At 67.9% G+C, this 15,801-nt stretch carries 10 protein-coding genes; 1 reads left to right on the forward strand and 9 read right to left on the reverse strand.

Annotated elements, in window-relative coordinates:
• Positions 1 to 83 precede the first annotated feature (83 nt).
• Positions 84 to 1,343, reverse strand: a complete 1,260-nt coding sequence (locus tag AAHM38_RS10800) for an MFS transporter (protein WP_015855753.1) — start codon at positions 1,341 to 1,343, stop codon at positions 84 to 86.
• Between the two features lie 99 nt (positions 1,344 to 1,442).
• Between AAHM38_RS10800 and AAHM38_RS10805 the strand changes: the two genes are divergently transcribed.
• A complete protein-coding gene (locus AAHM38_RS10805; protein WP_015855754.1) occupies positions 1,443 to 2,363 on the forward strand; it encodes a LysR family transcriptional regulator in 921 nt (306 codons plus the stop codon).
• On the opposite strand, the gene recQ is transcribed toward AAHM38_RS10805, so the two are convergent.
• The 8 genes from recQ to AAHM38_RS10845 all read right to left on the reverse strand — a co-directional run bounded on the left by recQ (position 2,360) and on the right by AAHM38_RS10845 (position 15,719).
• Complete coding sequence (gene recQ, locus AAHM38_RS10810) at positions 2,360 to 4,270, reverse strand: DNA helicase RecQ (RefSeq protein WP_015855755.1); 1,911 nt, start codon at positions 4,268 to 4,270, stop codon at positions 2,360 to 2,362. The genes AAHM38_RS10805 and recQ overlap by 4 nt on opposite strands.
• A 112-nt stretch (positions 4,271 to 4,382) precedes the next feature.
• The gene (locus tag AAHM38_RS10815; RefSeq protein ID WP_015855756.1) at positions 4,383 to 4,973 is read right to left on the reverse strand and encodes a class I SAM-dependent methyltransferase; all 591 of its coding nucleotides are present in this window, start codon (positions 4,971 to 4,973) and stop codon (positions 4,383 to 4,385) included.
• A gap of 7 nt (positions 4,974 to 4,980) precedes the next feature.
• Positions 4,981 to 5,823, reverse strand: coding sequence for a YfaP family protein (locus AAHM38_RS10820; protein WP_015855757.1), 843 nt, complete (start codon positions 5,821 to 5,823; stop codon positions 4,981 to 4,983).
• 10 nt (positions 5,824 to 5,833) lie between these two features.
• Positions 5,834 to 6,625, reverse strand: a complete 792-nt coding sequence (locus AAHM38_RS10825; RefSeq protein ID WP_041668379.1) for a YfaP family protein — start codon at positions 6,623 to 6,625, stop codon at positions 5,834 to 5,836.
• Between the two features lie 8 nt (positions 6,626 to 6,633).
• Positions 6,634 to 8,364, reverse strand: coding sequence for a DUF2300 domain-containing protein (locus AAHM38_RS10830; protein ID WP_015855759.1), 1,731 nt, complete (start codon positions 8,362 to 8,364; stop codon positions 6,634 to 6,636).
• Positions 8,365 to 8,371: 7 nt separating this feature from the next.
• On the reverse strand, positions 8,372 to 13,156 hold the full coding sequence (locus tag AAHM38_RS10835) for an alpha-2-macroglobulin family protein (RefSeq protein WP_015855760.1): 4,785 nt from the start codon (positions 13,154 to 13,156) through the stop codon (positions 8,372 to 8,374).
• 8 nt (positions 13,157 to 13,164) lie between these two features.
• Entirely contained in the window at positions 13,165 to 13,869 is a 705-nt protein-coding gene (locus tag AAHM38_RS10840; protein ID WP_015855761.1) for a DUF1175 domain-containing protein, read from the reverse strand.
• A complete protein-coding gene (locus AAHM38_RS10845) occupies positions 13,866 to 15,719 on the reverse strand; it encodes a DUF2138 domain-containing protein (RefSeq protein WP_015855762.1) in 1,854 nt (617 codons plus the stop codon). Before AAHM38_RS10845 ends, AAHM38_RS10840 begins: the two co-directional genes overlap by 4 nt.
• Positions 15,720 to 15,801 lie beyond the last annotated feature (82 nt).

Below are 15,801 nucleotides of genomic sequence, written 5' to 3' on the forward strand. Positions count from 1 at the left end.
AAGCCAAAAACTCGAATCTGGCATTATAGCGGCCTGTCTTGCAAGCGTCAAGCGCGCCGCCAGTCTGGCGACGCGTGAAGAGGTCAGCAACGGCGCGGTGTGGCGCCAATGGCACGCGGCGCACGCGCTGGCCATACGAAGACAAGTGCAGCCGCGGCCACAAACCCGAGCGCAAGAACGGATACGCCGATCCATCCGGCGCGGGCCCACGCCACGCCGGCCAATCCACCGCCTGCTGCCGCGCCGAAGAAGAACGCTCCGGTGTACAGACCGTTCACGCGCCCCCGGATCTCGGTCGACAGCGTGTTGACCATGTAGCGGCCAAGCGCCTGGTCGCCGATGGCGCCGAAATCGAGCAACAGCGCCGCAGCCACGAGCATCGCCAACATGACGGGAACGCTCAGGCCCGGCAGCAGCGCCGAAGCAAGCGCCACGAGCAAACCCGTTGCCGCGCAGCCGTGCGCGAGCAGCGTACCCACGCGCACGAGACCGCGATCCGCCAGCCGCCCGGCAATCGGCGCGGCCACGACACCGGCCGCACCGCACAGCGCGAAGATCCCGATGCCATTTTGCGAAAGATGGAACGGCGCTGCCACCAACCGCAGCGCCACAGCCGTCCAGAACAGCGTGAACGCCGCCATCAGCAAGGCCTGCGTAGCGGCACGGCGACGCAACACCGGCTCTCTGCGCAGCAGGTTGCCGTACGAGCCCAGCAGCGCGCCGTATGACAACGTGCGCGGCGGCACGAAGGTCGGCATCACGCGCGGCAGCAGGACGGCCAGCACGGCAATCGCCACCCCAGAAGCACCGTAAAACGCCCGCCACCCCCACTGCGCTGCGATGAAGCTGGCGGCCGGGCGGGAGAGCAGGATGCCCAGGTTCAGGCCGATCATGATGTCGCCCAGCACGCGCCCGCGCCGCTGGTCGGCGGCCAAGCGCCCCGCCAGTGCAATCAGCATCTGAATGACAGTCGACGTCAGGCCGATGGCGAAGGCGGCGAGCATCAGTACCTGGCCGCTGTGCGCGACGGTGGTCAGCGCCAGCGAAGCCACCGCGCCCCACAGCGTGCGCGAGGCCAGCGCGCGGTTGTCCTGCAGGTCGGTCAACGGCATCAGCAGCAACAGACCGATGCCATAGCCGATGAGCGTGGCGGTGACGAGCAAGCCAGCGGCGGCGGTGGTCCAGCCAATGCTCGCGGCGATCTCGGCAATGAGCGGCTGGATGCCGAACAGGTTGATGACGATAAGCCCGACGGCGACGGCAAACAGCGGCGTGGCGCCCAGGGGGAGCCGGTCGGCGGCGGGCGGGTTGGGATCGGCGATGGCAGGAGCTTCGGTAGTCATGATGAACAGGACGAAGGTTCGGAGGACCCATCGTAGACAGCCGATTCGCGCAGATTAAGGTAGGCTCTGGCGCCATATTGTTTCCATACATGCGCAAATATGGACCGGCTCTCTGATGTGGCGATCTTCGTGCAGGTAGTGGAGCGCGGCAGCTTGTCGGCGGCGGCCGAGGCGATGGGCATGTCGCGCGGGGTGATCAGCAAGGCGCTGGCGCGGCTGGAGGCGCGGTTGCAGACGCGTCTGCTGCAACGGACAACGCGGCGCCTGTCGCTCACCGAAGCGGGCGCGGCGTTCTTCGAGAAAAGCCGCGAGGGCCTGGCGCTCGTCGATGCGGCCGAACAGGCCGTGAGCGCCTTGCGCGACGAGGCGCGCGGCACGCTGCGCGTGTCGGCGCCGGCCTCGTATGCGGTGACATTGCTGGCGCCGCTCTTGGGCGCATTCCAGGCGCGCTATCCCGCCGTGCAGATCGACCTGGACATGAACGACCGCTACGCGGATCTGGTCGCGGGGCGCATCGACGTGGCGATCCGCATTGGCATGCTCGAGGACTCTTCGCTGGTCGCGCGGCGGCTGGCGAATTGCGCGCACGCCATCTACGGGGCGCCATCGTATTTTCGCGAGCGGGGCATTCCGCAGTCGCCCGAGGATTTGCGCAATCACAACTGCCTCGTCTACGCCAACTACGACGGGCCACACGACTGGGTGCTGACGGACGCCGCCGGCCATCGTCATATCGCTCACGTCGCGGGCTCGATGCTCGCCAATAACAGCCTGGTGCTGCGCGAGGCCGCACGGTCAGGGCTGGGCGTGTCGCTGGGGCCAGCGTATCTGGTGCGTGACGATGTTGCGGCTGGGCGCTTGCAGGCGGTGCTGACCGACTACACGGCGCGGGAGGTGCCGCTGCACGCGGTGTTCACGCAGCGTGTGCACCTGCTACCGAAGGTGCGGGCGTTTGTCGATTTCCTGGGCGACCACCTGAGCAGCACCGGCGCGATGGGGCCACTGCCGCTGTCCGCCTAGGCTTGCTCGCGGCACTTCTCCAGTACGTCGAGCAGCGCCTGGCCGTAGCGGTCCAACTTGGCCATGCCGATACCGGGAAGCTCGCCCAGCGCTTCACGCGAGTCGGGATCGGTCTCGGCAATGCGCGCCAGCGTGGCGTCGTGGAAGATCACATACGCAGGCACGCTGTGCTCGCGCGCAGCCTGCGTCCGCCAGGCACGCAACGCCTGCCAGCGCACCTGCGCTTCGGTAGAAAGCTCGGCGGCCGGATCGGCGCGACGCTCCTTCTTCGTCGACGATGACGCGCCACGCACCTTCTCGGCCTGACGACGCAGGATCACCGATTGCGCGCCCTTGAGCACGGGGCGCGCCGCGTCGGTCAGGATCAGCGCGCCATGGCCGCCGTGGTCCACCGCAAAGAGGCCTTGCGCGACCAGTTGTCGGAACACGCTGCGCCACGCGGCTTCGGACAGATCGCTGCCGATGCCGAAGGTAGAGAGCGTTTCGTGGTGCCACTGTTTGACGCGCTCCGTTGCGTTGCCGCGCAGGATATCGATGAGCTGGCCGGCGCCAAAGGTCACGCGGCTCGCCTGCTGCACGCGGTATGCACACGACAGCGCCATCTGCGCCTCGCGCGTGGCATCCCAGGTTTGCGGCGGCGTGAGGCACGTATCGCAGTTGCCGCAGGGCTGGCTGCTTTCCCCGAAGTACGCAAGCAGCGCCACGCGGCGGCAGGTTGCGGCTTCGCACAGGCCGAGCAGCGCTTCGAGCTTGGCGGTGGAGACGCGCTTGTGCACGTCGTCCGCATCGGACTCGTCGATCATGCGGCGCTGCTGCACCACGTCGGCCAGGCCGTAGGCCATCCATGCGTTGGCGGGCAGGCCGTCGCGGCCCGCGCGGCCGGTCTCCTGGTAGTAACCCTCCAGGCTCTTGGGCAAATCGAGGTGCGCAACGAAGCGGACGTCCGGCTTGTCGATGCCCATGCCGAAAGCGATGGTCGCCACCATCACGACGCCCTCCTCCTTGCGGAAGATCGCCTGATGGCGGGCACGCACTTGGGAGTCCATCCCTGCGTGATACGGCAGCGCGCGGATGCCCTGCTCGGCCAGCCACTGCGCGGTCTCTTCCACCTTCTTGCGCGACAGGCAATAGACGATGCCGGCGTCGCAGGTGTCGCCGTCCATGTGCTCGGCCCGGATGAAGCGCAGCAGCTGCTGCCGCGCGCTGTCCTTCTCGACGATGGTGTAGCGGATGTTCGGGCGGTCGAAGCTCGAGAGGAAGACGCGCGCGTCCGTCAGCGCCAGCCGCTCGACGATTTCGTCGCGCGTGACGGCGTCGGCCGTGGCGGTCAGCGCAATGCGAGGCACGTGCGGGAAACGCTCGTGCAGCACGGAAAGCTGGATGTACTCCGGCCGGAAATCGTGCCCCCACTGCGACACGCAGTGCGCTTCGTCGATGGCGAACAGGCCGATGCGCGATCGCTCAAGCAGCTCGAGGAAGCGCGGCGTCATCAACCGCTCGGGCGCCACGTAGACGAGGTCCAGCCGGCCCGCCGCCAGATCGCGCTCGACCTGCGCGGCCTCAGCGCCTGTCAGCGCGGAGTTGAGGTACGCGGCGCGCACGCCGGCTTCTTCAAGCGCGGCCACCTGGTCCTGCATCAACGCGATCAGCGGCGAAACCACAATGCCGGCGCCCTGCCCACGCCGGTGCCGCACGAGTGCAGGTATCTGATAGCAAAGCGATTTGCCGCCGCCGGTGGGCATCAGCACCAGGCAATCGCCGCCGTCGGCGACGTGCGCGACGATCTCCGCCTGCGGGCCGCGGAATGCGCTGTAGCCGAACACATCGTGCAGCACCGCATGCGTGGCGGCGGCGGTGTCTTCGGGCAGCGCCTGCAGCGCGTGGTCTATGGCGGGGGAGTCGTACATCGGGACGGCGGGTGCGCGCGGTGTCACGCGCGGGCTGGGCGAAACCGCTATTGTGACAAACCCCGCCGAGGGGCGGTCAATCAGGACACTCGGATTGTGGGCAACGCAGCGATCAGACCGTGCGCGCAACGATGCGATGGATCGTCCGCCCCGATGACTGGCTGACAGCCGCTTCGTCGAAAACCACCTCAGTGCCGGCCAGCGCCTCGCGCACGGGCGCCGCATCGAACGACGTGAAGAGCCTGCCGCGCCCATCGCGCTGATCCGCCTCAGGCGTGACGCGCCAGCTCAGGTACAGCGTGCCGCCCGGGCGCAGCAACGACACCAGGCGCTCCACCGACGCGCCAATCTGCTCGGGCGGCAGATGCATGATGACCGTCTCGCAGAGGACGTTGTCGAACGCGCCTTCGGCAATACCGACCAACTCGGGCAGCAGCGCCTGCCGAAACGACAGCCCCGGATACTGCTCGCGCGCGGCTTCGAGCAACCCGGCGGAGGCGTCGTAGCCGACGGCGGGATACCCATTGGCGTTGAGCCACGCCACCTCGCGGCCCGCGCCGCAGCCGATGTCGGCGGTGGCGCCGCCTGCCTTGAACTCACGGCGCAGCAACGCATACAGGTCTTCAGGCGCCGGCTGATCGCGCCACTCCTGCGCGAAGGTTTCGGCGAGGGTGTCGTAGGCGGCAACAGTCTGGGAGTCCATGGCGATCCTATTTCATCGTGAAACTGCGTAACAGCGTCAGATCGCCGGCCTTGCGCATCGGCACGACAAACGTCTGCTGGCGCTCGGACGGCGTGTTCTCGTCGGTGATGATGCTGACGGTGGCGGTGGTGATCGCACTGCCGTCATTGCCGCTGCCGTAGTAATTCACGTAGACGAGATACGTGCCGGGCACGGGGGCCGGGTTCGAGTAGATCTCGGGACCATACCCGGTGGTGACGTCCACGTCGAGCGCCCCACCGTTTTCGACCACGCGGTTGCCGTACCAGGCATGCTGGCCATCGGGCGATATGACGTGCAAGTCGAGATCGGTGCCATCGGTGTCCCACGACAGGACCACGCGCAAACGCGGACGCTGCTTGCCGGCGTAGCTGTCGTAGAACTGCACGCGCTTGGCGTCGCCGCGCGCGCTGCGCACCTCCACGCTGTTGCTGCCGGCGCCAAATGCATACGGGCGCGAGAACGTACCGTCTGCCTCGATGCGCTGCGGCATGGCCACGCCATTGACGATCAGCGTGCCCACCGACGAGCCGTCGGCGCCACGGCGGCGGCGCGGCTTGCTTTCGTCCATTGCTGCAGCAGCCTTCGGCTGGTTGCGGATGCGCCCGGCGATCATCGACGCCACACCCTGCCCTTGGGGCGTCGACACCGATACGGCCGGGTAATGCACGTCCTGCGTGTAGCGGGATTCATCGCCCGCCGAATTGCGCCAGCCATTGAGCGGCGCAGTCATCTCGATATTGCCGGCGTCGGTTTGCGCAAGCACGCTGCCAGCGGCCGCAAACGCGGCCAGCGCGATGGCAGCGGCGAGACGGAAAGTGGAAGGCATCATGTGCGTCACGTCAGAAGCGGATCGATTTCATCAGCGCCAGCTCGCCGATCTTGCGCAGCGGCACACTGACGAACTCGCGCCGCTCGTTGGGCGTGTTCTCGTTATAGATCAGCGTCAATTGTGCGGTGATGAGATCCCGGTCATGTGCCTTTTCGTCGAAGTTGTAGCCGCCGGCGTTGAAGTTGCCCCAATAGTTCACGTAGAACAGCCACACGCCCGGGCGTGGCGCGGCGGTCGAGAAAATCTCCGGCCCGGCACCGTCGACGCTGTCCACGTCGAGGCCGCCGCCGTCGGACAGCAGCGGCTGCGCCCAGAACGCGTGGTCGCCAATCGGCGAAATGACGTGCATGTCGACCTCGGCGCGCGGGTCGTCCCACGTGAGGACGGCGCGCAGCTTGGCCGATGTCTTGGTGGTGTCGGCCTCGTAGAACTGCAGGCGTTGGCGTGACTGCCCGTCGGCACTGACGATTTCGACGCTGTTCGAGCCGGGGCCGAACGCCCAGGGGCGCGCAAAACGGCCTTCGCCATCGCCATACAGCGGCATGGCGTTGCCGTTGACGACGAGCACCGGCGGGCGGCGCTGCTTGCCCGCCGCGCGGATGCGCCCGGCGATGAGCGTGCGGTACTTTTGCGCGCCACGGTCCACGGGGGGGTTCGGATACGCCGCGGTGTACTGTTCCAGCTCGTTGGTCAGCTTGCTGTTGCGCCAGCCGCCGATAGGCCCTTCCAGATCGGCCACCGGCTCAGCCAGCGCCGAAGCGGCCAGCAGCAGCGCGACGGTGCCCAGCGCCAAGCGCGTCATCCCACTCTTCACAGCAAACCCTCCCCTCGGATCAGGCGACGCGCCATCGCCTCGACAAACTGTTCGTCCTGCCCGCGCGGGTGGCGCGCAAAGGCGAGGTGCAGATACTCGTGCGTCAGCGCGATGCGGTCTTCCTCGGTCGCAAGGCGGTGCACGTACAGCCGGTTGCGGCGCGCATCGGCGTACGGCCGGCCCTCGTGCACGACGCACACGGCGGGCAGCGGCGGCGCCTCATAGCCCGCCTCTGCGCGAAGACGCGCGGACCAACCGGGCGCACGCGCCTGGAGCCACTGCTGTGCCCCTGCCACGGGTGAACAATCCCCCGCCACCGGGCTCTGAAATGACGTGAGCGTCGCCTGCGGCCACCACTGCGCGAGGATGGCGTCGAACCCCTGGCCGCGCTGAGCAGCGGCGCGCGCGGCGGTCCAGCTCATCTGGCCGCGCGCGCTGATGGTGCCGTGGTATTGCACGGACTGGCCCGCCAATACCAGCGTGTCGGTAAATTCGGCTGCTTTGCGTGCGGCGGCCATCGGCGGGCGCGGCAGCACACGCTGGGTGCGCGAGCTGTCGGCGATGCGGTAGCAGCCCTTGTCGCGCGAGGCGTGCTGCACGAGGTAGCTGCGCGCCGCCACGGCCAACGCACGCGCTGCCTGGGGCTCGGCGAGTTCGCCTTCGCGCTCAACCACCCGTGCCACGTAATCGTTCATGCCCAGGCGGCCGGTAATGACCGGCACGTTGTTCTGGCGCGCGAGCGTCAGCTCCCCCTTGCTCTCGATGGGCAGCGTGTTGCCGTTGACGAAGCGCACTGCGTAGCGGCCTTCCAGGCGACCGGCGGCGACCGGCTTGCCGCTGGCGTCGCGCACTTCGCGAATCGGGTAACGCGCGAAGAAATCCACCACGACACAGGCATCGTCGTCGGGCACGGGCGTCTGCTCGATCAACGATGTGAGACGCGGTGCGGCGGCGGCCAGCACCTGGTTGCTCGATCCGGCACCACTTAGCCAGACAGGCGTGCCGTCGGCCAGCCAGCCCGCGGCGCCGCCGATGGACGCGCCGGGGCGCTGCGGGTCGGGCATCGTCCACGTCTTGGCGCGCAGCAGACCGCCGAAATCCGATACCGTGCCCTCGCCACGCCCGACGGTCAGCACCGAGATGAGCGTTTGCGCGGCCGTTTCGCGCCCATCGGCCGGAACGCTGCGCAGCGCGGTGAGCAGATCGGCGACCGGCACGCGATGCGTCGGCTGCATGGCACGCAGCTCGCGCAGCCATGTGGGCGCCCCGGCCTGCTGCCAGAAACGGCGCCAGTCTGCGCGGTCCAGCCCGAGGCGCACCGGTTCGAAATAGCGTCCGCACGACTGGATGAGCGCGCGCTCGCGGTCGATGCTGTTGCCGGCGGTGCAGCAGTAGACCTCTTCGGGGTCGTTACCGTGGCACGTGTAGTCGGGCGTGCTGATGCGGCGCGAGACGAGATAGCTGTAGACGAAGAGTTTCCAGACGCTGCCGAGCGGTGTTTCGGTGTCGCGCGGCAACGCGGTGGCTTGCGGCACGCCGCCGGCAGGGTCAGCGCTGAATTGCCAGAGCTTGGCTTCGTCGCCATGCAAAGCGGCATATCGCAGCTGCGAAAGCGACTGGACAACCGGCGCGGCGACGGCGTGCCCAGCCTGCCCGGCAGGCGCGAGTGCGCCGCCGGCCCAGAGCAGACCTGTCAGCAAACCACGCGCGAGCAGGCGGGAAGGCATCGCCAGATCACTCCACCTTGAACGGATAGCTGGCGGTCTTGCCGTCGCCTTGGAACGCTTTGGCTTCCGGCTGGTACATGCGGAAATAGCGCACCGGCGGCAGCGCAAAGCGGCCAGGCAGCGAGAAGCGCACCAGCTGGCGCAGCACGGTCGGGCGCTCCAGCGCGGGCACCGGCTGGTTGTACGAGAGCTGGCCCATTTCATACGCGGCTTTGCGCTCGAACGCCTGCGCGCCATTGCCTTCGTTCGGCTCACCCTTCAGACCGTCGATCTGGATGCCCCACGTGGTGGCCTCCACTTCGGCCCCAGGCGGCAGCGGCACTTCGACTAGGCCGTAGCGGTACGTGCCCTGGCGCGGCGTCAGCACGACCTCGTCGACGTAGAGCGCATTGCTGTCGAGCGTGTCGCCCGGCTTGACCGGCTTGGCGGTAAAGGCGATGCCACTGCTGCTGGCGCCGGCCGCCGCCTGCTTGGGCGCCTTTGGATCGGCCTTGGCGGGCGCGCTGTCGGTCGGCTCAAGACGGTACAGCTTGCGCTCCACCGTGATCGGCAGCTTGGAGGCCTCAGCCGCGCGGCTGCGGTACGACACGATGGCCGATTGGGTGGTCACGTCGGTCGGAGCCGCCGTCAGGTCCAGCGCGGCGGGGGCTTGTGCGCCGGTCCAGCGCCACGTCGGCACACCAACCGGAGAGCGCGTCGCCTGCCAACCGCCCGCAGAGAGAGCCGGCTGGATGGCGGCAACGCTGGCACCTTGCAGGCCGCCCAAACCCTTCTGCAGCCAAACCAGCGCCACAGCGCGATCCATCGTTGGCAGGGCCGCGCTGGCGCGGGCCAGCAGCGGGGCCGGGTCGGCAGCCGAGCGCCCGCCGCCCATCAGCAACAGGCTCTGCACCAGCGGCGAGGTGTTGGCAGCCAGCGCACTGCGTGCAGCAATCTCGGCAGAGACCAGCGCTTCCGGCACCGGCTGACCGATCTGGCGCATCAGCTGTGCCGTCAGCACCGTCGCGACCTGGCGCCCGCGCGGCGCATCCGGCGCCACGAAGATCAGGCTGTCACCCGCTGCGGGGTCGGCGTCAGCCGTGGCCTTGGCCGCCTTGCCGCCAGTGGGCGCAAGCTCGTTCGCCACGCCCGAGAGCGGCGTCGCCACCGGCAGGCCCATCTCATTGGCGAACCACAGGGCCAGCGCGCGGTGCAGCAGCGGCTCGTTCTGGCTGGTGCGCTTGTAGGCTTCGAGCACCTGCTTCCAGTTGTCTGCCGGCAGGCTGATGCCGACCGAGCGGCTGGCAAGCCAATCCGCGTAATACGCATACGACGTGATGAGCGCGCTGCTGGTGGTCAGCTCGCCCCACCAGCCGAAGGTGCCGTTGGTGCCTGCCAGTAGTGCGAGACGCTGGCGTTGCGTGCGCAGCAGCGCGTCGACGCCTTGCGTGCCGGCCGGACCGCCATCGCCCAAGCGCGTCCCGGTGGCTGCCAGGCTCTGCTGGGCGAGTGCCAGTGGGATCAGGCGGCTGGCCGTCTGCTCGGCGCAACCGTACGGATACTCGATCAGGTCATCCGCCACGCGGGCGAACTGGCTGGCGGTGTTGCCGACCACACGCAGGCGCACGTCGCGCGCATCAGCCGGCAGGCCAAGCGGCAGGCGCGTGCCCTGCAGCTGCGTGAGCGGGACGACATTTTCACGGTCGGCCAGCCAGCCCGTTGCATCCAGCCTGAGCGCGGTCTGCAGACGGTCCGAAACCTTGTCGTCCTGCTTTAGCTCGGCGTTCACGACACCCGCCTGCAGCGCCGTGACGGGCGCGCGCAGGTAGTTGGCGCCGCGCTTGAGCGTCACGCGCTGGTTGATGTTCAGGCCAGCGCCGGAGACGATCCAGTCGGCGGTGATGTCCTTGTCGGTCTGGTTGAAGGCGACCATGTCCAGACGCGGCTGATCGTTTTCGCGGAAGCGTTGCGGGCCCGTCCATTTCAGGTACAGCGGCTTGTCAGAGCGAATGCTCGCCGTGCGCTGGCCAACGACGCCGTCCGATGCGCCGGTGGTGGACACCGCACGCACCGTGATCCGCCAGCGCGCCAGCGAATCCGGCATCTTGAACGTCATGCGGGCGCGGCCGTCAGCGCCGGTCTGCAGGTTGGCGACCCAAGCGGCGGTGTCCTGCTCGTCGCGGCGGGGCCGCTCCAGCACCTTCACGCCGCGCTCGTTGTGGCGGCCATACGTCCCACCCGGTTTGCCCGGCAGCGAAGCGAGCGCCAGATCGTAGCTGATGAAACTCTGGCTCGACGTGGTGCGCACACTGTTGCGGCGTGGGTGATAGAAGAAATCGACGATGCTGGGCGCCACTTCGGGCTGCAGCACGTAGATCATTTCGTCGACCACCGACACGGTCAGGTTGGCCGGCACGGGCTTGCCCGCCAGCGCGCTGGTCAGGTCCAGCGTGACGGTCTCGCCCGGGGCGTAGACGGCCTTGTCGGCATGCACGGCCAGGTCCAGCGTCGTTTGCGTGACGACGATGCCGGCGTTCTGGAACACCATGTCGCCGTCGCGCACGTACAGCACCGAGAACGTCATGTTGGGCGCGAACTCCGCGCCGATCTTGATGCGCGCGCGGTATTGCGACGGCGTGACCTTCGTCAGGCTGAGCCATTCGCCGCCGCGCGTGAGCAGCGCGTGGTGCTCGACCTTGTCACGCTCGAGCGTGAGCAGCGCATCGTCCACCGGCAGCGGGAAGGTGATCAGCGCTTCGGCCGTGTCGCCAATCTGGTAGCGATCGCGGTCGAACACCATTTCGATGTTGCCCGGCACAGTCTGCACGCCATCGCCGGCCACCCAGTGGCTGGATGCGGCAAGCAGGTTACCGGCCGCATCGCGCACCGACAGCGTGTACGAACCCGGCTGGTCGAACTTGACCGGGAACGTGGCATTGCCCTTGGCATCCGGCGCCAGCGTGCCTTCGGTGCGCGTGCGCGTTTCCAGGCGCACCAAGTCCCACTTGGCGGGCGGCGCGCTGGCACCGCTTGCGCCACCCACCACCGGCATCGGCGTCAGCGTGAACGAGTCGCTCTGCCCCGGCGTGGTGAAGTTCGACGTGGTCGACAGCTTGTATGGCGTGGCCCCGCGCGCGATGAGCAATTCGCGCGTGACCTTCACGCGGTACGCCGCGCCATCGTTGGCAAACACGGTCACCACGTAGCGGCTCGGCTCCTTGGCGGCGGGCAGTTCAAGCTTGGCGTTGCCGTCCCCATCGGTGGTCAGTTCCTGCTGCTCCAGCTTGACGGGGAACAGGCCCGCGTAGCGCAGCTCGCCCTCCACCATCGTCACCTGCTGCGCGCGCAAGCTGACCGACACCTTGCCGTTCTTGACGGGCTTGCCATCCGGATAGCGCAGGCTGATCTTGCCCTTGACCGCTTCGCCCGTGCCGTAGCTCGCCTTGTCGAGCGACAGGTTCACGTCAAAGTGCGGCTTGATGTATTCAGCCACGCGGAAGGCGCCGCCGTATGTGCTGCCGTTGTAGTCGAAGCGCAGCGAGTAGCCGCCGGCAGGCGCGTTAGACGGCAGTGTAAAGCGCGCGTCGGCACCGGTCTCACCCGTCAGGCGCGTGGTGGACGTGGCCACCGGTGCGCCATTCGGGTCGAGCACTTGCAGCTTGATGTCGCCAGCCGCCGGCACGGTCGATTCGGTCGCGTTCTTGAAGTTGCGGCCGATGAACTTGACGCTCACCTCGTCGCCCGGGCGATACAACGGACGATCGGTGAAGGCGTACAGCTTGGTGTTGTAGATCTCGCTGTCGTAGTAGAAATTCTCGGAGATGAACACGCCGCCCGCGCGGTCGCTGCCGATCACGTAGCTGCGTTCGGGAGACACGTGGCGCAGGTCGGCCGTGCCGTCAGCTTCGGTGGTGCCGGAAGCCAGCACACCCACACCGTCGGTCCAGCTGACCGATGCGCCGGCAACGGGCTTGCCGCTCTTGCGCTCGGCCGTCCACACCATCATCCCTTGCGAGGTGCCCTTGGTAACGGCCACGGTGTCCGACACGAACAACAGCGTGTGCGCACGGTACGCGCCAATCACGGCTTCAACGATGTACAAACCCGCCGGCAGCTTGCCGACCGGAATCATCACGTTGCCGGCGTTCTGCGGTATCCATTCGCTGCTGCTGCCTTCGAGCTGCACGTCCTTGGGCGGTGCGATGGGCTTGGCATCCCAGATCGGGTAGCGGAAGCGGCCCAGCAGTTCGTAGCCCTTGAGCGGCGCGTACTGCGGGTTGTTCGAGAAGCGCGTGGGCGCGGTCATCTGATCGCCCATGCTGAACTGCGGCGCGGTCTCCACGGCCTTGCTGCGCGTGGCGAACGACAGCACGCGCTGCCAGGCGCGGCGGGCCTGGCGCGTCCAGTTGTCCCACAGATAGGCCAGCGTATTGGCCAGGCCTTCGCCCGTGTAGTTGGCCTTGACGTCGATGCGGTGCAGGTTCTTCTGCGCCTTCAGAAATTCCAGCGGCTGCGGCACGCGGTAGACGAGGATGTCGGCGCCGCCGTAGCGGGACAGTTCGTCCTTGTACTCGCGGCCCGGGGCTTCGAGGCGGACCAGCGCTTCCTGATCGGTGCCGTAGCTCGCATCCGAGAGCAGGAAGAACGGCTGCCCCTTGATCGGCTCGTAGCCGCTGCCCGGCACGTCGAACAGCGTGGGGTTCGGCGCTTCCGGCGCGTCGGCCGCGTGCGCTGTCGGCACCGAAGCGACCAACGCCAGCACCGTCACGCAGACGGCGGCAACGAGATTGAACGACAGCCAACGGTTGCGCATGAGGTTTTCTACCGTGTCAAAAAGGCCAGACGAAACACGCCGATGAAGTTGGGGTTGCCGCTCTGCGGCTGCCAGCGCGAGTCTTTCCATTGCATCAGTTCAGAAACCGAAACCGCGCGCAGGCCGTTGTCGGTGCGGGTGACGGTGCCGGTGTGGTAAGCGATGTAGCGATCCATCCAGATCATCAGATGCTGGTCGTCGCCTTGATCGAAGAAGAGCAGATCGCCCGGAAGCGCCTGGTTGACGTCCTTGGCGATGAAGCGGCTGTTCTGCTGGATGAGCCCCAGCGCCGAAACATAGGCGCCGGTGCTGCCATCGAAGCGTGCCCACCGCTGGGTGAGCGTGCGCTGGGCAGGCGTGAGATTCAGCTCGGGCGGCAGTTGCCGTGTGGATTCCGCATCGCGCATGCCGTTGGCGCGCAGCCAGCGGGCGTCGTGGGGGCGCAGCGCCTCGCCGGCGGCAAAGCGCACGAGGCCGGCGCAGTCACGGTGCGTCCAGCGCGGGGTCGGGCCTTGGCGGAGTTGCTCGTTGACGATGCGAACGAACCACGCGCGGAACACGCTGGATTGGTCCGGCGTAAGGGCATCGGCATCGGCGGGCGCCGTATCAGCCCAGCCCGACAGCGCATGTACAGACGGAGCGAGCAGGCAGGCGCCCGCCGCCGCCAACCAACGGCGGCGGTTCAACGCAGCGGCCTGGGCGCGCAGCGTCATTGCGAGCTGGTGTTGTCTTGGGAGGCGGGCGCCGCAGCCGCTGCGGTCGGCACATCGGCCGCCGGAGCTTGCGCTGCCGTTGCGTCAGCCGGCGGCGGCGTGCCGTCTCCACCGGCAGGCAGGCCACGTCCGCTGGAGAGCCACGTCACCGGCACCCAGCCGCGCGCCGACGGCACACCGCCATCCAGCGCCAGCGATACGGGCGCATATCGCGACAACGCCTTGAGCTTCGGAAACAGATGCGTCTGCGCCGCGTTGAGGAACACCGCTTCCTGATCGGCGGGCAGCGCGGCACCGGCTTCGCGGCGAACGAGCGGCGCGAGCGATGCGGGCGTCATTGTCAGGACGATGCGATCGGTCTTGTCCTTCGGCAGGCTATCGGCCACGGCGGGGAAGCGCTTGGCGAGCACCGCCAAGGCGTCTTCGACGAGACGCGCGTCGGGCGAGAATACGACCACATCGCCCGCAATCGCGAGCGTGACGGGGAAGTAGCGATCGGCCGACAGCTGCGCCGCAAACGGTGCACCGGCCGATTGCGCTGTACCGTAGCGCGCGCTGACCGGGCGCTGCCACAGGGTGACGTTGGCGGGGCCCGGCCTTGTCGTCACCGGCAGGCGCTTGTACGGACCAGACTTGTCGTCGGCCTGCGCCTTGGCTTCGTACGAACCGACGATCTTGCCGAACAGCGCGCCGAGCGCCGGCTTAACGGCTTCTGCCTGCGATGCCGACGACAGCTTCGCGACGAACAACGGCGCCACCAGCGACGACTTGCCGTACCAGCACACTGCAGCCGGGCCCGCGAATGCCTCGCCGACATGCGCGGCGGCTTCGCTGACCTCCTTGGCATCGCCAGCCACGGACTTCAGCAGCGAGCCAGCGGCCTTCCAGTCGACCGGCAGCGTCGCGCACGCGGCAGGATCGGTCGGCAACGCACGCCACAGGCCGGCGTTATCCCACTTGGCCGAAAGCCGGGCCGGGTCGATGAGCGCGGCGCTCTGCCAGCCGTTGCCCGTGCCGTCCTTGCCCGAACCGAAGTCGAAACGCAGCGCTTCAATGCCGGGGAAGTACTGCTGATAACCGAACGACAGATAGTTGGCGCTCACCACAACGTGATGGCCCGTCGGTTCCTGCGCGGGCAGCGCGTACGCCGTGCCTTGCACATTGCGCTTGCCGGCATCGTCGGAGAACAGCGCCGCCAGCGCGTTCGCCTGCTTGGAGATCGGCTTGCCGTCCTTGTCCAGCAGCATGCCGGGCTCGGACAGCGCGATCAGCCGGTCGCCCTTGCTGGCAATCAGGATCGAACGCGTGGCTGAAAGCCTGAGCGCATAGACCGGCGCGCCGGAATCGCCGAGCCGGTCGGCGACCTTGGTGAGCTGCGTGTCGCTGGTGGCAACAGTGGCGACGGCTTCCAGCGCCTTGGCGAGGCCGTTGCGCTGCATCGAGAGCACCCAGTAGCGCAGCTTGTCGTCGGGGCCGCGCCACAGCATCACGCGGGCGGGTTCGTCAAACACGTGCTTGAGCACCGTCTCGGCCAGGTCGAGCTTCTGCTCGTACGCCAGGCGGCGCAGCGCACCGGCCACCGAGAGGCGGTCTTCGTTGCCTTCGTAATAGGCGACGAAATCTTCGGTCAGCACATCGCGCAGCAGCGGCACGCGCAGCACGTCGCGCGGCAGTTGCGACAGGCTTTGGCTGTCGATCAGGGCGTCGGGATACGTCAGGTCGAGCTGGACCTGGCGGGCGTGCAGCGCGCGTGTGCGGCCAAACGGGTGCCAGACAATCTGCACCACCGCCGCGCCGGCAACGACCAGGGCGACCGCACCAGCGGCGATCTGCTTGCGTGTGAGCTTCATGGAGGAATCGTCGGCAAGACTGGAGGGGCCGGCGACTTGCTGGAATCTGCTCCGCTGGAGGGCGCGCAGATTGTAAAAAGTG

It is taken from the genome of Ralstonia sp. OTU4908, from assembly GCF_038440115.1.
Classification (GTDB): Bacteria; Pseudomonadota; Gammaproteobacteria; order Burkholderiales; family Burkholderiaceae; genus Ralstonia; species Ralstonia pickettii.

Coding starts and splice junctions, on each gene's coding strand:
- AAHM38_RS10805 (WP_015855754.1), top strand. CDS start 1,443: ATGGACCGGCTCTCTGATGTGGCGATCTTCGTGCAGGTAGTGGAGCGC.
- AAHM38_RS10835 (WP_015855760.1), bottom strand. CDS start 13,156: ATGCGCAACCGTTGGCTGTCGTTCAATCTCGTTGCCGCCGTCTGCGTG.
- AAHM38_RS10845 (WP_015855762.1), bottom strand. CDS start 15,719: ATGAAGCTCACACGCAAGCAGATCGCCGCTGGTGCGGTCGCCCTGGTC.
- AAHM38_RS10820 (WP_015855757.1), bottom strand. CDS start 5,823: ATGATGCCTTCCACTTTCCGTCTCGCCGCTGCCATCGCGCTGGCCGCG.
- recQ (WP_015855755.1), bottom strand. CDS start 4,270: ATGTACGACTCCCCCGCCATAGACCACGCGCTGCAGGCGCTGCCCGAA.
- AAHM38_RS10830 (WP_015855759.1), bottom strand. CDS start 8,364: ATGCCTTCCCGCCTGCTCGCGCGTGGTTTGCTGACAGGTCTGCTCTGG.
- AAHM38_RS10800 (WP_015855753.1), bottom strand. CDS start 1,343: ATGACTACCGAAGCTCCTGCCATCGCCGATCCCAACCCGCCCGCCGCC.
- AAHM38_RS10815 (WP_015855756.1), bottom strand. CDS start 4,973: ATGGACTCCCAGACTGTTGCCGCCTACGACACCCTCGCCGAAACCTTC.
- AAHM38_RS10840 (WP_015855761.1), bottom strand. CDS start 13,869: ATGACGCTGCGCGCCCAGGCCGCTGCGTTGAACCGCCGCCGTTGGTTG.
- AAHM38_RS10825 (WP_041668379.1), bottom strand. CDS start 6,625: ATGACGCGCTTGGCGCTGGGCACCGTCGCGCTGCTGCTGGCCGCTTCG.